Origin of the sequence: Bradyrhizobium sp. BRP22 (assembly GCF_020194175.1) — a bacterium.
Classification (GTDB): Bacteria; Pseudomonadota; Alphaproteobacteria; order Rhizobiales; family Xanthobacteraceae; genus Bradyrhizobium.
The window spans coordinates 1-19,919 of sequence record NZ_JADYVX010000045.1 but is presented as its reverse complement, the minus strand read 5'-3'; the positions used below and the strand labels follow the sequence as shown (position 1 = coordinate 19,919).

Annotated in this window: 26 protein-coding genes and 1 pseudogene; 22 read left to right on the top strand and 5 right to left on the bottom strand. The window is 61.1% G+C overall.

The genetic code is table 11. The features are described 5' to 3' along the window. The 6 genes from I6F35_RS34905 to I6F35_RS34880 all read left to right on the top strand — a co-directional run bounded on the left by I6F35_RS34905 (position 1) and on the right by I6F35_RS34880 (position 5,387). Positions 1 to 615, top strand: coding sequence for a response regulator (locus tag I6F35_RS34905; RefSeq protein ID WP_225122171.1), 615 nt, complete (start codon positions 1 to 3; stop codon positions 613 to 615). 336 nt (positions 616 to 951) lie between these two features. Next, positions 952 to 1,893, top strand: coding sequence for an AraC family transcriptional regulator (locus I6F35_RS34900; RefSeq protein ID WP_225122170.1), 942 nt, complete (start codon positions 952 to 954; stop codon positions 1,891 to 1,893). Between the two features lie 197 nt (positions 1,894 to 2,090). Continuing rightward, entirely contained in the window at positions 2,091 to 2,960 is an 870-nt protein-coding gene (locus tag I6F35_RS34895) for an alpha/beta fold hydrolase (RefSeq protein ID WP_225122169.1), read from the top strand. Positions 2,961 to 3,001: 41 nt separating this feature from the next. After that, positions 3,002 to 3,985, top strand: coding sequence for a zinc-binding alcohol dehydrogenase family protein (locus I6F35_RS34890; RefSeq protein ID WP_225122168.1), 984 nt, complete (start codon positions 3,002 to 3,004; stop codon positions 3,983 to 3,985). A 23-nt stretch (positions 3,986 to 4,008) separates the two neighbouring features. Further along, on the top strand, positions 4,009 to 4,779 hold the full coding sequence (locus tag I6F35_RS34885) for an SDR family oxidoreductase (protein WP_225122167.1): 771 nt from the start codon (positions 4,009 to 4,011) through the stop codon (positions 4,777 to 4,779). Positions 4,780 to 4,976: 197 nt separating this feature from the next. Then, positions 4,977 to 5,387, top strand: a complete 411-nt coding sequence (locus I6F35_RS34880; RefSeq protein ID WP_225122166.1) for a DUF2000 family protein — start codon at positions 4,977 to 4,979, stop codon at positions 5,385 to 5,387. A 40-nt stretch (positions 5,388 to 5,427) separates the two neighbouring features. Here I6F35_RS34880 and I6F35_RS34875 read toward each other — a convergent pair whose 3' ends face one another. Genes I6F35_RS34875 through I6F35_RS34860 form a run of 4 tightly spaced genes read right to left on the bottom strand, consistent with a single transcriptional unit; the run spans position 5,428 to position 7,319 of the window. Beyond that, entirely contained in the window at positions 5,428 to 5,640 is a 213-nt protein-coding gene (locus tag I6F35_RS34875) for a hypothetical protein (protein ID WP_225122165.1), read from the bottom strand. Between the two features lie 41 nt (positions 5,641 to 5,681). Continuing rightward, positions 5,682 to 5,948: a DUF6510 family protein gene (locus tag I6F35_RS34870; protein WP_225122164.1), complete on the bottom strand. Its 267-nt coding sequence runs from the start codon at positions 5,946 to 5,948 to the stop codon at positions 5,682 to 5,684. Positions 5,949 to 5,953: 5 nt separating this feature from the next. Then, complete coding sequence (locus tag I6F35_RS34865; RefSeq protein ID WP_225122163.1) at positions 5,954 to 6,715, bottom strand: ferredoxin reductase; 762 nt, start codon at positions 6,713 to 6,715, stop codon at positions 5,954 to 5,956. Beyond that, a complete protein-coding gene (locus tag I6F35_RS34860) occupies positions 6,702 to 7,319 on the bottom strand; it encodes a sulfite oxidase-like oxidoreductase (protein ID WP_225122162.1) in 618 nt (205 codons plus the stop codon). Before I6F35_RS34860 ends, I6F35_RS34865 begins: the two co-directional genes overlap by 14 nt. A 102-nt stretch (positions 7,320 to 7,421) precedes the next feature. Between I6F35_RS34860 and I6F35_RS34855 the strand changes: the two genes are divergently transcribed. The 16 genes and pseudogenes from I6F35_RS34855 (at position 7,422) to I6F35_RS34780 (ending at position 19,564) form a co-directional block, all read left to right on the top strand. Then, a complete protein-coding gene (locus I6F35_RS34855) occupies positions 7,422 to 9,056 on the top strand; it encodes an amidase (RefSeq protein ID WP_225122161.1) in 1,635 nt (544 codons plus the stop codon). Positions 9,057 to 9,367: 311 nt separating this feature from the next. Then, the gene (locus I6F35_RS34850) at positions 9,368 to 9,976 is read left to right on the top strand and encodes a cytochrome P460 family protein (RefSeq protein WP_225122160.1); all 609 of its coding nucleotides are present in this window, start codon (positions 9,368 to 9,370) and stop codon (positions 9,974 to 9,976) included. Positions 9,977 to 10,057: 81 nt separating this feature from the next. Continuing rightward, positions 10,058 to 10,573 (top strand): cytochrome P460 family protein, encoded by a 516-nt coding sequence (locus I6F35_RS34845; protein ID WP_225122159.1) that lies wholly within the window; start codon positions 10,058 to 10,060, stop codon positions 10,571 to 10,573. A gap of 76 nt (positions 10,574 to 10,649) precedes the next feature. Further along, positions 10,650 to 11,924, top strand: a complete 1,275-nt coding sequence (locus tag I6F35_RS34840; protein ID WP_225122158.1) for a beta-propeller fold lactonase family protein — start codon at positions 10,650 to 10,652, stop codon at positions 11,922 to 11,924. A gap of 110 nt (positions 11,925 to 12,034) precedes the next feature. After that, positions 12,035 to 12,943, top strand: coding sequence for an urease accessory protein UreD (locus I6F35_RS34835; RefSeq protein WP_225122157.1), 909 nt, complete (start codon positions 12,035 to 12,037; stop codon positions 12,941 to 12,943). Between the two features lie 26 nt (positions 12,944 to 12,969). Continuing rightward, on the top strand, positions 12,970 to 13,272 hold the full coding sequence (locus I6F35_RS34830; protein ID WP_028148889.1) for an urease subunit gamma: 303 nt from the start codon (positions 12,970 to 12,972) through the stop codon (positions 13,270 to 13,272). A 9-nt stretch (positions 13,273 to 13,281) separates the two neighbouring features. After that, entirely contained in the window at positions 13,282 to 13,857 is a 576-nt protein-coding gene (locus tag I6F35_RS34825; protein WP_225122156.1) for a HupE/UreJ family protein, read from the top strand. Next, on the top strand, positions 13,854 to 14,192 hold the full coding sequence (locus I6F35_RS34820; RefSeq protein WP_225122155.1) for an urease subunit beta: 339 nt from the start codon (positions 13,854 to 13,856) through the stop codon (positions 14,190 to 14,192). Before I6F35_RS34825 ends, I6F35_RS34820 begins: the two co-directional genes overlap by 4 nt. Positions 14,193 to 14,204: 12 nt before the next feature. Continuing rightward, on the top strand, positions 14,205 to 15,908 hold the full coding sequence (ureC, locus tag I6F35_RS34815) for an urease subunit alpha (protein ID WP_225122154.1): 1,704 nt from the start codon (positions 14,205 to 14,207) through the stop codon (positions 15,906 to 15,908). 23 nt (positions 15,909 to 15,931) lie between these two features. Continuing rightward, on the top strand, positions 15,932 to 16,630 hold the full coding sequence (locus tag I6F35_RS34810) for an urease accessory protein UreF (RefSeq protein WP_225122153.1): 699 nt from the start codon (positions 15,932 to 15,934) through the stop codon (positions 16,628 to 16,630). A 41-nt stretch (positions 16,631 to 16,671) separates the two neighbouring features. Beyond that, positions 16,672 to 17,316, top strand: a complete 645-nt coding sequence (gene ureG, locus I6F35_RS34805; RefSeq protein ID WP_225122202.1) for an urease accessory protein UreG — start codon at positions 16,672 to 16,674, stop codon at positions 17,314 to 17,316. Next, complete coding sequence (locus tag I6F35_RS34800; RefSeq protein WP_225122152.1) at positions 17,313 to 17,522, top strand: AMP-binding protein; 210 nt, start codon at positions 17,313 to 17,315, stop codon at positions 17,520 to 17,522. The genes ureG and I6F35_RS34800 overlap by 4 nt, the downstream gene beginning before the upstream one ends. Then, positions 17,507 to 17,779: an AMP-binding protein gene (locus tag I6F35_RS34795; protein ID WP_225122151.1), complete on the top strand. Its 273-nt coding sequence runs from the start codon at positions 17,507 to 17,509 to the stop codon at positions 17,777 to 17,779. Before I6F35_RS34800 ends, I6F35_RS34795 begins: the two co-directional genes overlap by 16 nt. After that, entirely contained in the window at positions 17,671 to 18,723 is a 1,053-nt protein-coding gene (locus tag I6F35_RS34790) for an AMP-binding protein (RefSeq protein WP_225122201.1), read from the top strand. The genes I6F35_RS34795 and I6F35_RS34790 overlap by 109 nt, the downstream gene beginning before the upstream one ends. After that, positions 18,720 to 19,007, top strand: a pseudogene (locus I6F35_RS34785) (chorismate mutase); the annotation flags it as partial. The gene I6F35_RS34790 and the pseudogene I6F35_RS34785, both read left to right, overlap by 4 nt. Positions 19,008 to 19,099: 92 nt before the next feature. Continuing rightward, the gene (locus I6F35_RS34780) at positions 19,100 to 19,564 is read left to right on the top strand and encodes a VirK family protein (protein ID WP_225122150.1); all 465 of its coding nucleotides are present in this window, start codon (positions 19,100 to 19,102) and stop codon (positions 19,562 to 19,564) included. Here the strand turns inward: I6F35_RS34780 and I6F35_RS34775 are convergent. Continuing rightward, on the bottom strand, positions 19,491 to 19,919 hold a 429-nt coding region (locus I6F35_RS34775; protein WP_225122149.1), incomplete at its 5' end, for an ATP-binding protein. The two genes, I6F35_RS34780 and I6F35_RS34775, sit on opposite strands and share 74 nt — an antisense overlap.

Below are 19,919 nucleotides of genomic sequence, written 5' to 3'. Positions count from 1 at the left end.
ATGCCTCCTTCTGGCGTCGTTCACATTGTCGACGATGACCGCGCGGTTCGCGAGTCCCTTGGCGACCTGCTTGAGTCCCTGCACTACAAGGTCGCCTTGTACGGATCTGCTTCGGATTTCTTGAAGGTTGAACTTTCGGATGCGCCCGCGTGTCTTGTGCTCGATGTCAGATTGCCGGGCACCAGTGGATTGGAGCTGCAGGAGTACCTGACGAAGATCAACGTCGGAATCCCGGTGATCCTGATGACCGCTTTCGGCGACATTCCCATGTCCGTAAGGGGCATGAAGCTGGGGGCGGTCGATTTTCTCACTAAGCCGATACGGGATCAAGATCTTCTCGATGCGGTCACTGCCGCGATCCGGAAGGACATCGATCGACACGACGACAACGCGCACCTTGCGCAGTTGCAGGAGAAGTTTGCACTTCTGACCACCCGCGAGCGGCAAGTGATGACGCTGGTGGCATCCGGTCTGATGAATAAGCAGGTCGCCAGCGAGCTCTCGATCAGCGAAGCGACGGTCAAGATGCATCGTGGCAGCGTGATGCGGAAGCTGGGGGCAAAAACCGCGGCAATGCTCGTTCGAATGGCTGAAGCGCTCCAACTCCAGGGCTGAAGCTTCGCCTTCGCCACCGGCATCTCGTGCTGAACCATCTCAGCGCCCGTCCCCGCACGCGACCCATACCTAGGTATGGGCTGAAACAGCACAAGCGTGAGATTGCCCGCTAGGGCGATGAAAAGCATCTTGTCCCCGTGCGGTGCTGCCAGCCAGTGTGGGCAGCTTACTTTGACTGGAGAGGTAACGCCACTTGCAGCTTGCGGCTTCAACGCCCGTATCCAGGCGATCAAGGCGTCTCCTCCGAAGAAGTTGGTTGACGACTGGACGCGGCCATCCGGAGCGCAGAACAGGGCGACGACGATGAGGATGTACGTATCAAATTCAAGTGAGAGCATGCCGCAGATGGCGGTCTCCGCCTCGCCGATCCGGCCGATGGAGGAGATGCAGATTTTCAGGTCGTCCGAGGCGGCGCTTCATCCGACGGTCAGCATAACGCCATCCGAGCCGGTGAAGCGCCTTGGGATAGGCTGGCGTTGGTGGTTTTCGGAGAGCGTTCATCTCCCGGTCGGCAACAGGATTGAATTTCGCTTTCAGGGATCGAGACATCTCCTGGCGTTGTACAACGAGGGAGCACGGAAAAGCGGCGAGACCTCCATCGATGGCCTCTGCTCGTCGAAGCTACGAGGTTCTGAGCAAAAGCTGACCTTTGTCCCGGCGGGACGTGCTTATCGGGAATGGCATGAGACCGCCTCGTCTGCCCAGGTGACCTTCCTCTATTTCGATCCCGCCGCGCTTCATAAGTCCGACGACAGTAAGAACGGGCTCGCCGCAAAAATATACTTCGAGGATCCGCTGGTCTGGGAGACTGCCTCCAAACTGAAGAAAGCAATCGAGAGCGCGGAGACGAATTGCGCCCCCTACCTCGAGGCGCTCTGCGGCGTGCTTGCGCACGAGCTTTCCAGGTCTGATCACGATCTTGTTCGCGAGCCGACACCGGTCAGCCGCGGAGGTCTCGCAGGTTGGCAGAAGCGTGTCGTGGTCGAGTACGTCGAGGAGCATCTGGGTGAGCAAGTCTGCCTGCTGAAGCTTGCCGAGCTTGCCAGGCTCAGCGTTCACCACTTCTGCCGTGCATTCAAGAAGTCGTTCGGAATCCCGGCCTACCAGTATCAGGTTCAGCGACGCATGGAGTTCGCCAAGTCGAGACTGGCGGATCGCGCGGTATCGATCACAGACATCGCACTCAGCCTGGGCTATGCGCAAACCAGCTCTTTCAGCTCCGCATTCCGCAAAGCGACGGGTTGGACTCCCACGGAATATCGCAGGGGGTTCGAATGAGTGGATCAGAGGGGCGATCGATCTGGCGGAGGAGGCGACAGGCCGTCTCGTGCGGAGCAGAAGAATCCCACGGAGTCTGTAACCGGATCGTCCCGAGCCACGAAATATCTACCTGAGACCGCCTCGGATCGGTTGTCAACGGATCATCGTTTTCACGAGGCGCAGCAGATGTCGAGGGGGACCGTGAGGGACCGCAGATGACGAGCATTCGATACCGCAAGGCGGACGTGGACGGACTGAACATATTCTATCGGGAGGCTGGCCGGGCTGACGCGCCCCCCTTGCTGCTGCTTCACGGATTTCCGACGGCCGGCCATATGTTCCGCGAATTGATCCCCGCGCTCTCGAATCGCTTCCGGTTAGTGGCGCCGGATTTGCCTGGGTTCGGGCAGTCCGACATGCCGGCTCGCGAAAGCTTTGCCTATACGTTCGCCGCGTTGGCGCAAGCGATCGAGCGGTTCACGGAAGTCATCGGACTTGCTCGTTTCTCTCTCTACGTCTTCGACTATGGTGCGCCGACAGGCTTTCGGCTGGCTGTTCGACATCCCGAGCGTATCGCTTCCATCATTTCACAGAATGGCAATGCCTATGAGGAGGGATTGAGCGAAGGCTGGAGCCCGATCCGTGCTTACTGGCAGGATCCATCGCAAGCGAACCGGGCGGTGCTGCGGTCATTCCTTTCGCCGGAGACGACGGTCTGGCAGTACACCCACGGGGTGCCTGACGCCTCCCTGATCTCCCCTGATGGATACACGCTCGACAACCATTATCTCGCGCGTGCCGGCGCCGATGAGGTCCAGCTCGATCTTTTCGGCGACTACAGGACCAACGTCGCCATGTATCCGGAATTCCAGACTTACTTCCGCAAGCACAAGCCGCCCTTCCTGGCGGTCTGGGGCGAGAACGATCCCTTCTTCCTGCCGGCGGGCGCGAAGGCGTTCCAGCGCGACATGCCGGGTGCCGTAGTGCGCTTCTTCGACACAGGGCACTTTGCGCTCGAAACCCATGCTCGGGAGATCGCAGCGGCGATCGGTGATTTTCTTGACCAGCCGATCTCAAATGTGTGATCGGCGCTTCCCTCGCCGCGAGGAATGCCAGGAGGACCATCATGCGCGCCATCGTTCTTGAAAAGTTCGGCGGATTGGAGAGCCTTGTCTATCGGGACGTTCCGGAGCCGGAGCCGCAGCTTGGTCATGTCGTCATCCAGGTCAAGGGGTTCGGCATCAACCATGCGGAGATGCACATGCGCCGGGGCGAATGGGCCGAAGCGGCGCCGATCAGCGGCATTGAATGCGTCGGTCTCGTGAAGTCGTGCCCGGGCGGAGAATTTCCGGTAGGCGCCAAGGTGGCCGCATTGATGGGGGGTCTCGGCCGGAGCATCAACGGCAGCTACGCCGAGTACGCCCGTGCTCCGGTCTCGAACGTCGCATTGATCGATGCAGATTTGCCCTGGGCCGAGCTCGCCGCAATACCCGAGACCTTCGCGACGGCATGGACCTGTCTCTTCCGTAACCTCGAGCTCCAGAGAGGTCAGCTTCTCGTCATCCGCGGGGCGACATCCTCGTTTGGTCAAGCGGCGCTCAAGCTCGCGGTCGGTGCAGGCGCGCGGGTCATCGCGACGACGCGCAGCCGCGAGCGCTTTGCTATGCTGGAGAAGCTCGGGGCTGCGCGGTGCGAGATCGAGCGTCGAGATCTCTCGAAACATCTACCCGAGGCGAAACAGGTTGATGCCGTTCTCGACCTCGTCGGCAACAGTGTCGTGCTCGACTCCCTCGCCATGCTCCGCCGTGGCGGCCGTTCCTGTCTCGCGGGCTGGCTAGGGGGGCTCGATCCGATTCCCGATTTCAATCCGCTGCTGCAGATGCCGAGCGGCGTTCATCTGACTTTCTTCGGCAGCTTCGTATTCGGCACGCCCGGATTTCCGCTTTCCGACGTGCCCCTGCGGGACATCGCCGCTGACGCTGCCGCTGGCCGGCTGGACGTCAAGCCGGCACGGATCTTTCGCTTCGAAGAGATTCGCGAGGCGCATCGCGTCATGGAGGCAAACGAGGCGGCCGGGAAGATGGTCGTTGTTCACGACTGGCATTTGTAAGCGCTATATCTGGGAGAATTCATATGTTGAAATCAGTCGCCATCGTGACGGGCGCGAGCCAGGGAATAGGCCGTGCGACCGCGGTGCGTCTGGCGCGCGATTTCCCGGCCCTGGTGGTCGTGGCACGAAATCGTAGCAATCTTGAAGACACGGCAAAGATGGTTAGGGCCGCCGGCGCAGAGGTGCTGGTGATCGATGCTGACTTGGCCGAACCTGACGCAGCTCGAGCTGTTGTCGCTCAGACTTTGGCGGCATTCGGCCGGATCGACGCGCTGCTCAATATCGCTGGCGCGGTGCCGCAGGTCGATTTATTCGAGACAACGGACGCGCAGTGGGAAGCGGGACTAGCCTTGAAGCTGCATGGCGCGCGCCGGCTCACAATCGCGGCCTGGCCATCGCTCAAGGCATCGAAGGGGGCTGTGGTCTTGATGTCAGGAAATTCAGCCTCCTTCCCCAAATCGCCCAATGCCGCGGTCGGTACCATCAATGCGGCAATCGTTGCTTTGGCAAAGGCGTTCTCCGACAAGGGGATCAGTGATGGCGTCCAGGTCAACAGCGTCCTGCCGGGGCCGGTGATGACAGGGCGCCGCCGCTCCTATCTCCAGCACTGGGCGCCTCTGCACAACATGACCGTCGAGGAGGCAACGGCGAAGTTTCCGAAAGAGGCCGGCATCGCGCGCTACGGCGAGCCGGAAGAGATTGCCGGGCTGATGGCATTCCTCGTATCGCCCGGCGCGCGCTGGATGACCGGCTCGGCCTTGCGGATGGACGGCGGCGAGGTGAAATCGATCTGAATGGTTTTCGCCCGAAGGGCGCGCACAGAAGTGGGGCGCCTGCAATAGCGTTCACGTGCGCAAGCGTGGGCACGCTAGAACGTCGAAATGACACCTGATCGAACTCCAGCTCCCTTACTCCAGAAGATCGGTTCGGGGTTTTGGACTGAGGATTCTTTCACTGACCGCGAACGCTGCGGAAATAAGACGGAACCGCTATGCAATTCGACACCAAGATCGCGATCGTGGTCCGCACCGACCTCGAGCCGTGGCAGAAGCTGAATGTGGCCTCCTTCCTCGCCAGCGGCATCGCGGCGGCGTTTCCGGCCTGCATCGGCGATCCCTACGAAGACGGCTCTGGGACGAAATATCTGTCGTTGATCGGCCAGCCTATCCTGATCTACGGCGCCGACCGCGTGGCACTATCACGCGCGCTCGAGCGGGCACTGACGCGCTGCGTGACGCCGGCGCTCTATACCGAGGACATGTTCAGGACCACCCACGATTCCGCCAACCGTGAGGCGGTGAAGGCAGTTTCCCGAGCAGACTTAAAGCTGGTTGGGATTTCCATGCGCGCTGGACGCAGGGTGATCGACAAGATCGTCGACGGGTTGAAATTTCACAGCTGACGCTTTCAGACCTGTTCGGCGCGCTCGCGCTCGCCGAACTTCAGTCCTCTCCAGCTCTGGATCTGAGGAGTTCTTCGCGGCGCCTGATCAGAATCTCGAGCCGCGCGGCCTGATCGTCAATTCGCTGGCCGACGAGCTCTTCGCTCATCGCGACAGAATATGAGGCGGCCTGCTCAATCAACTCGCGAAGGTTCGCCGCTATGGTGGCAATCTGGCGCTCGATTTCAGCGAGGTGGATGTCTTCACCGTGCATAACGGGTCTTTCGGAGCTTGGTGGGTGATCGTGCGCAGCATTCAGAAGTACAGGTGCCGGGCGCCGTGCATTTCAAGGACACGCCCCGTCTGAGTTCGCCTTGCCTTCATCAGAACGCTTCCGCAATCGGCGCACTTGACGAGCGCCTGCTGGGGCCCGCCGTCGACGCCAAGAGAGCCAAGGCCGGACACGGTGTCGCATGCCGCGCACCGGACCTTCGTCAGGGTGATGTCAAAGGCAAAGGCTTCCTGAAGTAGGTGTGTGCATGGATCACCGCCAAGAATGAGGTCGGCGATGTTGTCTGCCATGGCGATCATCCTCTTGATGGCCCGAACCGTTCGGTCTTGATGGTGAAGGGATCGAAACCGAGCGTCACGAGCATGCTCGAAATGCTTTCGACAAACCCGGTAGGACCGCAAACGAAGAACGTGGGATTCTGCTCGCGCGTGAAGCTGTGCTCTTCGAGCAGAACTTCGTTGACCCGCCCACGATGTCCGTTCCAGTCGCTCGGATGCTCGCGGGTGAGCGCATAGACCAGACGCAGGTTGAGATCGCGGCGAGCCATGGTATCGAGCTCGTCCCGGTACACGACGTCAGCAAGGCTGCGCGCCGAATAGATCAGTGAAGCCGGTATGTTTGGGCGCGACCCTTTACGGTGGCGTAACATGGCCATCAGCGGCGTAATCCCGGTGCCGCCCGCGACCAGGCAAATCGGTCCACCGCGAGTTTGGCTCCAGATGAAATGTCGCCCGATGGGGCCACGAAATTCGAGAGCGTCACCAACCCGCAATTCGTCGAGTAGATAAGGAGAAACCTCACCGTCCTCGACCCGTTCCACGGTGAGGGCGAGCAGTTGTTCTTCCGGTGGCGATGCGATCGAGTAACTTCGTTCGGCTTGATAGCCGTCCTCGGCGGTGAGCCGGATGTCGACATGCTGGCCGGGCCAGTGTCCGGACCAGCGCGACGGCTGCAGGATGATGCTCTTCACGCGGCTTGTTTCGGCCACAATGGCCAGCACGCGACCGATCTGCCACTCGATTTTGGGCTGCTGCAAAGGCGCGTCAGTCGCCGTCATATCGTTGCTCTCGCCAGGGATCGCCATAGTTGTGATAGCCACGCGATTCCCAGAACCCGGGCTCGTCCCTAGGCATGAAGCGGAGCCTTCGCAGCCACTTCGCGCTCTTCCAGAAATAGAGATGCGGCACCAGAAGCCGTGCTGGGCCGCCGTGCGCGGGGGCAAGCGGCAGCCCGTCATAGCGGGTCGCGATTATCGCCTTTCCCGCGACCAGGTCGGCGACCGGAAGGTTCGTCGTGTATCCGCCGTCGCAATGCGCCATGACAAAGGCGTCCGGCGGCTCGCTCAGCCCGACCGCCTTGAGGAGATCGTCGAAGCTGACGCCCTGCCAGACTGTGTTGAGCTTCGTCCATTTGGTTACGCAGTGAATGTCGACCGTGATCGTGGTCTGGGGCAGCGCCTCGAACTCGTCCCAGGTCCATGTCTCCAGCAACGAGCCGCCAAGTTGAAGCGCGATCTTCCAGTCGGCGACACGGATCTCCGGTGTGGGGCCTGCCGACAGCACCGGGAAGTCGGTCGTCAGATACTGACCCGGCGGTAGCCGGGCGGCTTCGGATACCTGTCGCCTTGATTTGAATCCGCGAGAAACGGGAGGTCGGTCCATGGAAGCGTGTCCTCGTGCAGTGACGCGCAGGATGTCCGGATGTGTGTCGGCATACCGTGCAGCCCGCACGAGTGCAGATGAACCCCGATCGATGCCTTGTCGATGGCCGTGGCGGAGAATGCATCAAGATCGCCAAAGACGAAGCAATCGCGGCTGCGCGGGTACCAACTATTTCAATGTCAAATGCGGTTTCGTCCTGAAGTGGTTCAAAAGGAGCAAACGATGTCGAGCGCTATCCGGACCTTGCATTCCGACGAACTCGCGTACCTTTCCGCGCACGAACTGGCGGCTCGCATCCGCCGACGTGACCTGTCGCCGGTTGAAGTGATTGATGTATTCATCCGGCGCATCGAAGCGCGTAACCCGAGCCTGAATGCGCTGGTCTATCTGGACTTCGACGGCGCGCGTATGAGAGCAAAAGAGGCCGAGCGCGCATTGGTCGCCGGCGAGTCGTGGGGGCCACTGCACGGCATTCCGTCGGCACTCAAGGATCTGTTCGACTTCAAGCCGGGCTGGCCGGCGAGCCTGGGCGGCATCCGTGCGCTCAAGCACCACGTCGTGAACGGCTATTGTGTGTTCTGCGAGCGCATGGAGAAGCGCGGCGGAGCGGTGTTCCTGGGCAAGACCAACAGCCCTCTGATGGGATTCCGGGGCACCTGCGATAACTACCTGTTTGGTCCGACGCGCAACCCCTTCAATCTTGCCAAGAACACGGGCGGGTCATCCGGAGGAAGCGCCGCGGCCGTAGCCGATGGACTGCTGCCCATTGCAGAAGGTACGGATGCGGGCGGCTCGATACGAGTCCCGTCCGCGTGGTGCGGGGTCTATGGCTACAAGGCGTCATTCGGCCGTGTGCCGTTCCTCGTCCGTCCCAACGCGTTCGGGACTGTCGATTCGCCGTTCCTGTTCGAAGGGCCCATCACACGGACGGTCGAGGATGCCGCCATTGCGTTGAACGTACTTGCCGGCCCTGATCCACGAGATCCTTTCAGCCTGATCGAGCCGCCTGTCGATTTCACCGCAGCAACCCGTCGTTCCATCCGTGGCCTCAGGATTGCTTACAGTCCGAATCTCGACGTCTTTCCGGTCGACGGAAAGGTCGCGGAGACGGTCGGCCGCGCGTTACGGGCGTTCGAGGAAGCCGGCGCTCACGTGGAGGAAGTGAAGCTCGGGATCACGCGCTCGCAACGCGAGCTGAGCGACGTCTGGTCGCGCCTCTACATGCTTCTCAACCTGCAGGCGATCGAGAACATGAAGCACGACGGCATCGATCTGTTCGGCCAGCATCGTGACGACTTTCCGCCCGAATACATGGATTGGGTCGAGAAGACCAATCGCATGTCGGGCCTCGATTTCTTCCGGGACCAGGCCGTCCGGTCGGAGGTTTACGACGCGTTCCAGAACGTCCTCGGTAGATTTGATCTGCTCGTCACGCCGACCCTCGCGTGCCCGCCGGTCGACAACGCAACCGACGGCAACACGATTGGGCCGAAGTCGATCAATGGTGTCGACATCGATCCTCTCATCGGGTGGTGCCTCACTTACTTCGTCAATTTCACCGGTCATCCGGCAGCCTCGATTCCGGCGGGGTTATCCGACGGTCTTCCGGTCGGGATGCAGATCATAGGTCGGCGAAACGCGGACTTCGACGTGTTGGCCGCGAGCGCGGCCTTCGAGCGGCTTAGTCCTTGGCAGGAAAATTACCGGATCTGCCGCGAACGACCGCTGAAGGCCTGACGGACGATCTCCGTGATTCAACGGCCGGCTCCATTCCTTGCGTTCGCAGACCGTCGTTTGCAGGCTGGCCAGCCTCACGCGTTTTTGCCCGCCTCGATGATCCGGCGCACAGTGGTCGCGGTGTATTGCGCTGCGCGGCTTTCGAAGAACAAACCTCTTTGCGATCGCGAGACCGGCACAGAATACATCAAGATAGAAAAAGCGAGGGCAATCGCCAGCGCGCAAGATCTTCCGCGACTGGCTATCTCCTCTTCCAATAGGTCAATCGTGCCGGCGCAACGTGCGTTCGGCTCTAGTCGCGGGAGAAGACAATGCGCGTGAGAGTCCAGGCGGCAGCGGCGGTCATCGTGGGCAGTGCGGTCGCGACGATCCTGCTCTTCGGATCGCTCAAAGACAGCAATGCGCAGAGCAATACGCGCTATCTGCCGGAATACACCGCAGACGGGCAGCTGCTCCTGCCGAAGAATTTCCACGAGTGGGTCTATGTCGGTTCTCCACTGACGCCGAATGCGCTCAACGGCGGGCAGGCGAACTTCCCGGAATTCCACAATGTCTATATCGAGCCGGGCTCGTACGCGATCTACAAGAAGACCGGCGAATTCCCCGAGGGGACGATCCTGTTCAAGGAGTTGCAGCTGACGTTGCCGCAGGAGAATGCCGACGGTTCCCGAACGGAAGCGTCGGGACGCGGCTACTTCCCGGGCAAGTGGAACGGAGCAGATGTAACCGTCAAGGACTCCAAGCGCTTCGCCGATACCAACGGGTGGGGCTACTTCAACTTCAATCACCACGAACCGAAGGCGCCGATGGCCAAGGTGAAGTCGAAGGACGAGTGCGCGTACTGCCATATCGCCAATGCCAAGAAGGACGAGGTCTGGACGCAGTTCTATCCGCTGCTCGATAACAAGGATGCGCGGTGACCACGTAATCGGTGGAAGACCGGCATGAGGATCCCCAAAGTCGCATGTGTCGCCCTCGTCGTGATCCTTGGGATCACGTCCGTGATCAGGCAGTCGCAGCCGCGGGCGAACGCGGCGGATGGCGTTTCGCCCGGTGCGAGTGTCGCCGACCGCGACGGGCATAAGCATGTGCCCGATGATTATCGTACGACCTATCAAATCCTCGGAAGCTGGGCGGTTGCCGCAGACGACAGTCAGGGCTCGAAGGAGCTTCACGTCGTGTACGCCTCGCCGGGAGTGATCGACGCCTATCGGAGGGACAAGCGCTTCCCGGACGGTGCAGTGCTCGTCAAGGAGGTGTTCAAGGCGGCAACCTCTGAAATGACGACCGGCACCGTCAGCCGCGCCGATGGTTTGAAAGGGTGGTTCGTCATGGTGAAGGATGCCGCGAATAGTCACCCGGAGAGCGCACTGTGGGGCGACGGCTGGGGATGGTCCTGGTTCGACGCGGGCGATCGCTCAAAAACGACGACGACGAATTTCAAGGCCCAATGCCAGGCGTGCCCGTGCCGGCGCGGGCGTCCGACTGGGTTTACGTCGATGGATACCCTCCGTTGAAGCAATAGCCATGCTGCAGGTCCGGGTCACCGAAAGTCATTCGATTTAACCAAGCCAATCATCAAAGGAGCGAGAGATGGCTAAAGAGGCGACGACGAGTGAGATGGGAATGTCGAAAGGGCAGGCTGGCCATCTCTATATCCAGACCAACGAGATCGAGAACGCCATCATCCACTACAACCGCCAGGCAGATGGCAAGCTGGTCGAGGTCGCGCGGATCAAGACGGGCGGCGCCGGCTCCGGCGAGTTCAAGCCGATTAGCGGCCAGGACAGCGCGCCCAACTCCTTTGAAGGCGCGGGAAGCGTCATTATTACGTCCGATCGGCGTTTTCTGTTTGCCACGAATGGTGGAGACAACTCGGTTTCGAGCTTCCGCCTTGGGAGTGACGGCGGGCTCACACTGCTCGACGTGAAGTCGACCGGGAACCCTGTCGAGGGAAGGAGCGGCACGGCCAAATCGCTAGCCTTCGCTCCGTCGACCCGCACCCTGTTTGTGCTGCACTCGTTCGGGCCGGATCACCTTCGGCTGATGTCGGTCGATGCCGAAGGCATGCTGAGGCCGCGGCCCGAACGATACACGATCAACACCTCGAGCAAGCGAAACCGTGTCTCCACCATGGTCGTCGTCTCGCCGAACGAGGAGTTGGTCCTCGTCGGCACCACTTTCGATGAGCCGATTGCGCTGACGGGCCTGTATCCGGACGGCTCACCCATTCTCTGGGTCCAGCGGGCCGGCGGTGCGCTGCACTCGATCGCTTCGAATGCGCCGGATCCAGACGGCCTTGCCGTGTTCGCCCTGCAAAAGGACGGCTCGCTCGGCACGGCCAGGTTCTACGATGCGAAGGCCGGCTCTCCATTCTACATCGCCTTCCTGCACCAGCGCCCGAATATGTTCGTGATCGGCTATGCCGTGGGCGACGGTTGCTCCATTTGCTCCATCGAGAAGAACGGATCGATCAAGATTGGCCCGCTCGTCAAGATCGACACCAGCGCAGGTGTGCCCACCGAGCTGTGCTGGCTGGCCATCGCTCCCGATGATCGCACGATCTACGCGACGAATTTCGGCTACAGCAACATAAGCAGCTATCACATCAGTGGTAGCGGCCTCGAGGTTGCCTGCGATCCGGCATGTCCGAAGGTCCCCGGCGACGGGACCGCGCGGGGACTGAACGGAACCGTGACGAGCGGTCCCAGCGACAGCTGGATCACGCCGGACGGCGCCTATCTCTACCAGATCTACGGCAACGCCTCGAAGCTGGTCAGCTACAGCACCCAGCCGGACGGCTCGTTGAAGGAGATCGGCAGCGTCAAGATCCCGTACAACAGCCCCCAGGGACTTGCGGGGTTCTGATCCCGGTTTCGCGACACAAGGTCGGGGGGTGGTCCGCATTGCCGCTCCGCACCCGGCCTCTCTCTCGCCGATAAGCGAGACGAACAAGGTCAATCACGAGCCCCGACCGGATGTTTGAAGCAGTTCACGAGCGCTCTCGCGGTACATCCGCAGCTCTTCCCGACCATCCGGGAGAAAGGCGCGCCAAGGAAAAGTTCGACCTGCAGCGCGCTGTCGGGAAAGCTCGTGTTGTGTTCTCCGGCGCCGCGAACGGCACGGAGCTCGTTGACGTCTATCAGAACTTTCCGATGGCCGTGGCCTTCCCGAGTGTCGACGGTCGTGGGCGCAAGGAGGCCGTCCTCATTAACACCTCGGGCGGTGTCGCAGGCGGCGACGAGATCAGGATCGAGGTGGTCGCCCAAGGCAATGCGTCGGTCACGGTGACCACGCAGGCCGCGGAGAAGGTCTATCGGGCGCTGGATCGGTCTGCGCGAATCCTGACCCGCTTGCGCGCTCAAGGAAGCGCTCGGCTTGCGTGGCTTCCGCAGGAGACGATCGTCTTCAACCAGGCACGCATCGCGCGGCAGACCGAGATCGATGTGAGCTCGGGCACCGAATTGATTGCCCTCGAGTGGCTGGTTCTCGGCCGCATCGAGAGTGGCGAGGAGGTTCTTGCCGGTCATATCCTAGACAGTTGGCGCGTCAGGGTCGACGGCCGTCTGGTATGGGCGGATGGCTTCTTCGCGTCAGATCAGGCGCTTCTGCAGCTTCGGAAGACGGCCCTGCTCTCGAACTGGAAGGCGATCGCGACAATGATCTACTTCGGTCCGGGTCTTGAGACCCGGCTCGAGAGATTGCGCGAGATCGGTGCTTCCCTGGAATGCGCGTGCGGCGTCACGATCGTGGGCGCGGTCATCGTGATCCGGGTAGCGGCGATTGCCGGCGTGGACCTCAGACGAGGCCTGCGCCGCTTCCTCGATCAACTCAACCATGAACTCGGATCCGGTCCCTTCGGAGTGCCGAAGATGTGGTCCTGTTAGCAGCGCGGCGAAGTGGGAGACGCATCTTGAATCTGACGCCACGGGAACGAGACAAGCTGATGATCGCCCTCGCTGCGATCGTTGCGCGTGGCCGGCTCGCGCGCGGTGTCAAGCTGAATTATCCCGAAAGCATCGCATTGATCTCGGATGCCATCATGGAAGGCGCTCGCGACGGACGGTCGGTCGCGGACCTGATGTCCGAAGGCGGTCGGCTCCTGCGCCGCGACCAGGTCATGGAGGGCATCCCGGAAATGATCCGCGAGATCCAGGTGGAGGCGACGTTTCCGGACGGGACCAAGCTTGTTCCGGTACACAACCCGATCCGATAGGAGCTGATGATGCGTATCGTCCCGTTTTGCGTCGCCGTGTTGGGCGTGGTTACCTCGCCGGCTTTCGCTCATCCTGTCCTGGGCACGGGCAGTTCGTTCGACGCCGGTCTTGTCCATCCGTTCAGCGGCACGGATCATCTGATTGCGATCACGTTGGTGGGAACGTGGAGCGCGCTCGTGGGTGGATCTGCGAGAGCCGTGTGGCCGCTGACCTTTCTGATCGCGATGCTGGGCGGCTTCGCTGCGGCAAGTGCAGGATTTCAGATGGGCTTTGTGGAGGCGGCGATCAGCCTCTCGGTGGTGGCACTCGGAGCGTTCGTTGCGTTCGAATTCAGGATGCCCGTTATGCTGGGTGCGGCAGCCGTCGGCTTGTTCGCGTTCTTCCACGGTCACGCACACGGAACTGAAGCCGCCTCGATGCTTGTCCCCTACGTGATCGGCTTCACAACGGCGACCGCCGCTCTTCTCTTGACCGGTATGGTCATCGGATTCTGGGGAGCACACGCGGCCCGAAGAAGTTTCCTTCGCGCCGCGGGCGTATGCGCCGGGCTTGTCGGACTGCTGCTGCTTGGAGGCGTGGCATGATCCCCGGGGAGGTCATTCCGGCTGACGGCGACGTCGTCCTGAATGCGGATAGGACCGGACTATCGATTGCCGTAGCCAACACCGGGGACCGGCCGGTCCAGGTGGGCAGCCACTATCACTTCGCCGAAGTGAACGCCGCACTCGCGTTCGATCGATCGGCCGCTCGTGGATGCCGCCTCGATATCCCGGCCGGGACGGCCGTGCGGTTTGAGCCGGGTCAGTCACGCGAGGTCCCATTGATTCCGTTTGCCGGAGCGCGGCGCATCTACGGCTTCAGTGGCAGCGTGATGGGACCTCTGCAAACAAGGACCGATACATCCGGGTCCAACAAATAAAACGAGGAAGACATGTCCCACACGATGAGTCGTAGAGCCTATGCGCAGATGTTCGGCCCTACGGTCGGCGACAAGGTGCGTCTGGCGGACACCGACCTGTTCATTGAGCCCGAGAGGGACTTCACGATCTATGGCGAGGAGGTCAAATTCGGCGGCGGCAAGGTTATTCGAGACGGTATGGGACAATCGCAGCTCACGCGCGCGCAGGGAGCGGTCGATACGGTCATTACCAACGCGTTGATCCTCGATCACTGGGGAATCGTGAAGGCCGACATCGCGATCAAGGACGGGCTCATTGCCGCGATCGGCAAGGCGGGCAACCCCGACATTCAGCCGGGTGTCTCGATTATCATTGGACCGGGGACGGAAATCATCGCGGGCGAGGGCAAGATTGTCACCGCCGGCGGAATGGATACGCACATTCATTTCATCTGTCCGCAGCAAATCGACGAGGCGCTTTTCTCGGGTGTCACCACCATGATGGGTGGTGGGACCGGGCCCGCCGCAGGGACGACAGCGACGACCTGTACGCCGGGGCCATGGCACATCCATCGGATGCTCGAGGCGGTGGATGCGTTCGCGATGAACTTCGGCATTTTCGGCAAGGGCAATGCGAGCGTACCCGCGGGTCTGGTCGAGCAGATCGAAGCCGGCGCGTGTGGCCTGAAGCTGCACGAAGACTGGGGCGCGACGCCCGCTTCGATCGACTGCTGTCTCTCTGTCGCCGATGACATGGACGTGCAGGTCATGATCCACACGGATTCCCTGAACGAAGGCGGATTCGTCGAGAGCACGATAGCAGCATTCAAGGGCAGGACGATCCATGCGGCCCATACGGAAGGGGCCGGCGGCGGGCATGCGCCTGATATCATCAAGGTCTGCGGCGAGAAGAACGTCATCCCAGCCTCGACAAATCCGACGCGTCCTTACACAGCGAACACGCTCGACGAAGCGCTCGATATGCTGATGGTGACCCATCACCTGGATCGCCGTATCCCGGAGGATGTCGCCTTCGCGGAGAGCCGCATCCGAAAGGAGACGATTGCCGCAGAGGATATCCTGCACGATCTCGGAGCGTTCTCGATCGTGTCGTCGGATAGCCAGGCGATGGGACGTGTCGGTGAGGTGATCACGCGGACGTGGCAGACTGCCGACAAGATGAAAAAGCAGTTCGGGCGGTTGCCGGAGGAGATCGGGCATAACGACAATTTCAGGGCTCGGCGTTACGTCGCGAAATACACAATCAATCCTGCCATTGTGCAGGGAATGTCAGGCTATGTTGGTTCGCTCGAGGTCGGAAAGCTCGCGGACATCGTCATCTGGGATCCTGCGTTCTTCGGCATCAAACCCGACATGGTCCTGAAATCCGGCGTGATCGTCGCCGCGATCATGGGTGATCCCAATGCATCGATACCGACGCCTCAACCCGAATACTACCGGCCCATGTTCGGCGCCTTTGGCCGTTCTCCCGGGGGAAACTCCGTGACCTTCGTCAGCCAGGCATCGCTCGAAACGACGAGGCAGCTGGGCCTGGCAAAACAACTCCTGCCGGTCGCGAACACGCGATCGATCGGCAAGCACTCTATGATCCTCAACGACGCGCTGCCCCATATGGAAGTCGATCCCGAGACCTACGAGGTGCGAGCCGACGGACGGCTGCTCACTTGTCCGCCGGTAGATGTAGTTCCGATGGCGCAGCGCTATTTCATGTACTGACGCGTTGCCGGCATGGTGGTGCGATGACAGACGAGAGTTATGGACATATGACGTTGGCGTTCCTAAGGCTGCAGAGTTGGCTATCGCCGTCGTTCCCGAACGGGGCCTACAGCTATTCGCACGGCCTGGAATGGGCCGTGGAGGCCAGCTATGTCTTCGATCGGCGCAGCCTGATCGATTGGCTCGAGGCCGACCTTTGTTATGGCTCCGGCCGAAACGAAGCAATCTTCTTCAGAGAAGCCTATCGATGCGTGGCCGAGAGTGCCGAGGAAGAGCTTCCGCGGCTTGCAGAACTCGCCGCTGCGTCCCGCGGCACGTCCGAATTCGCGCTCGAATCCGCACAACAATCGTCAGCGTGCCTTACGACCCTTCGCAGCGTGTGGCCGGATCGAATTCTGGACGTTTTCTCCGACCAGAAATGCCCGCCCGTGTTGGCCGTCCTGCTCGGAGCGCGAGCGGCGCGCGAACGGATTGCCGTCGAAATCGCGCTGCCGGCGTTCCTGCACAGCTACGTCGCCAATCTGGTGAGCGCGGGGGTGCGATTGGTGCCTCTCGGTCAGACCGATGGTCAGCTTGCCATCGCGGCGCTCGAGCGGCCGATCCTCTCGCGCAGTGAAATCGCAAGCCGTGAGACAGTCGACGATCTCGGTTCGGCGGGCGTGATGGTTGAGCTCGCGTCCATCGCGCACGAGCTCCAGTATACGAGGTTGTTTCGGTCATGAAAACGATTGAACGCGAGAGCAGGTGGCTCCGAACGCCCGGCATTTCGGCAGCCAACGGGCCGCTGCGCGTAGGAATCGGCGGTCCGGTGGGTTCTGGAAAGACGGCGCTGGTCGAGGCGTTGTGCAAGCATCTGCGTGATTTCTACGAGATCTACGTGATCACCAACGACATCTACACCAAGGAGGATCAACTCATTCTGACCCGCGCGCAAGCACTGACGGCAGAGCGCATCATGGGGGTGGAAACGGGTGGCTGTCCGCACACGGCCATACGGGAGGACGCCTCGATGAATCTGGCGGCGATCCATGACATGAACCTGAAGTTTCCGGACGCAGAGCTTTGTTTCGTCGAGTCGGGCGGTGACAATCTCGCCGCCACCTTCAGCCCGGAGCTTGTTGACCTGACCGTCTACGTGATCGACGTCGCCGCAGGAGAGAAGATCCCGCGCAAGGGAGGGCCGGGGATCATGCGATCCGACCTGCTCGTGATCAACAAGATTGATCTGGCTCCCTTGGTGGGCGCGAATCTGGAGATCATGGAAACAGACGCACGACGGATGCGGGGTGCGCGACCGTTCATCTTCTCCAATCTGAAGAGTGGTCGGGGTGTCGACGAGATCGCCGACTTCATCCTGCAAAAGGGCGGGCTGTCCGCCGTGACATTGTCTGTGGATGCCCATCAATGACGACGACGTTGGCAGAATTGCCTGGCTTGGCGGCAAAAAAGTTCGGCGATCGCACAGCCCTGGTGACGGATCGGCGCGAGTTCAGCTTTCGTGAACTCGATGCGCTCTCGGGGACCTTGGCTCACAATCTTGTAAACCTTGGCGTAGAGCCGGGCGATCGCGTGACCCTTTATGCCCCGAATTCATGGGAGTGGATCGTGAGCTAGGTGCGCTCAAGGCAGGCGCGGTTGTCAATCCGATCAACGTGATGCTCACGCCGCCCGAAGTCGCCTATGTCACACGGGACTGCGCCGCTAAGGTGCTGATCGGCACTCGTGAAACGATCGCGCCGGTCATTGCTGCAGGCGTCTCCGGATTGATCAACGTGGTCTTTGGTTCGGACGATTCGGAGGATATGATACCCTTCGACGCGCTTGTCGCCGAGCTGCGCAGCTTCGAACCAGTCAAGGTCGATCCCACCTAAAAACGGATCGCGATGTTGTTGTCACGGCGCTGCCCTGTCCGCATGTTTACGGCAATGTCGTATTTCAGGCGGGAATGCTGTGTGGTTGCACGCTCATCATGCACCCTCGCTTCGATGCGGCCAAGATTCTCGAGAGCATCGAGCACCATAGGGCGACGATGTTCGAAGGCGTGCCGACCATGTATATGTACATGCTGGCCTCGCCCGACCTCGAGGACCACGACCTATCCTCGCTGACCCGTTGCACTGTCGGCGGTCAAATGATGCCCGCTGCCAAGATGCGCGAGGTGGAGGAACGCTTCGGATGTCCTCTGATCGAGCTCTGGGGAATGACTGAACTGGCTGGCGCCGGCACCACATTTCCTCTCTATGGCGAGCGGAAGCTAGGCTCCATCGGAATTGCGATGCCGTATTGCGAGGCGCGCATCGCCGATGGACAGGACGCTGCGAAGACCATGCCGCGCGGCGAGGTCGGCGAGCTGACGATGCGCGGTCCGATCGTCATGCAGGGCTATTGGGGCAATGCGCAAGCGACCCGCGAAACGATCGAGCCTGACGGCTGGCTGCACACCGGCGACCTCGCCAGCATGGACGATGATGGCGCGATCTTCATCGTCGATCGCAAGAAGGACATGATCAACAGCAGTGGCTTCAAGGTCTTCCCCGCGGAAATCGAGCGCGTGGTCGTAGCCCACCCGAGCGTTGCCTTGGTCGCGGTCGGTGGGGTTCCGGACCCGCTGAAAGGTGAGATTGCAAAAGCTTATGTGGTGCTGAGGCCTGGTGCGGCCGAGGATGCAGACGGCATCATTGCGCTCTGCCGCCGTGAGCTTGCCGCCTACAAGGTGCCACGCGCCATACAGTTCGTTCGCGACCTTCCGACAACGTCCAACGGGAAGATCATGCGCCGCAGGTTGGCGGATCTAGACGAAAGAGAATCGCAATGACGGATGATCAGCATGGCTTTGCGGGCGACCTGGCGAAGCTGCGCCAGAGCGTTGACGACCTGGATGCCGCGATGGTGCATCTGCTCGCAGAGCGCTTTCGCTGTACTCATACGATCGGAGAGCTCAAGGCCAGACATGGATTGGCATCTCGAGATCCCAAGCGTGAAGTAGCGCAGTTGAGACGGCTGCGTAGCCTTGCCTCACAGAGCGGCCTTGATCCAGATTTTGCCCAGAAGCTGCATGCCCTGGTGGTGCGAGAAGTCGTCACCAATCATGAGGCGGCGAAGTTCGAATCAGGTGCCGGCCAGGGGCGAATGCCACCACATGCCTGCTTGAGCGCAACGGGACCCCGCAGTCTCCATCCCTGGGGCCACATTTGTCAAACTATCTGCGCGCCGCCGCTGCCGCCGCTCTGATCGTGTCGAGCCCCTGGATGCACCGGGCGATCGCGGATGAACCCAAAAACGCCGACTATGCGGCGCTGAGCGAGGCGATCGCCGAAGGGAGGGAGTTTCGCATGCTCGTCGACCTCTCAGCCTGTCAAGTTCACGGCACGAACGGGGCGGGGCCTCCGATCAAGGCGAGCATGCGGTTTGACGGATACATGATCCAGCCCGACGGAACGATCGCCTTCGCAACGACCCATTTCACGGTGAGACCGGACAGGGCGGTCAGGGAATTTCTGTCGTTCAGGGTGCATGCAAATGGCAAGATCGACGCCCGCACAATGATTCTAGACGCGGTCAACGACTCCGTTCTCAAGGATGTCAATCGGCTTGCAAATTTGACCCCTCATCGGCGTCCAATTTTGACCCCTTCGGGCGGCGGGGTTTGGCGGTAGCGCTCGTCTCGTCGGAGCTGGTCGGGATAGCGGAGGCGAGACGAGCGCGGGTGATGTGATCGTCGTCTCGGCTTTTGAATCGCCAGCTGTCGTTGCCGGTCTCGACGATGTCGCAGTGGTGGGTCAACCGGTCGAGCAGCGGGGTGGTCATCTTGGCGTCGCCAAACACGCTCGGCCATTCGCCGAAGGCGAGATTGGTGGTGACGATGACGGAGGCGCGCTCGTAGAGCCGGCTGACGAGGTGGAACAGAAGCTGGCCGCCGGACTGGGCAAAGGGCAGATATCCGAGTTCATCCAGAACGATGAAGTCCATCCGGGTCAGATGCTCGGCAAGCCGGCCCTGGCGTCCGCTGCG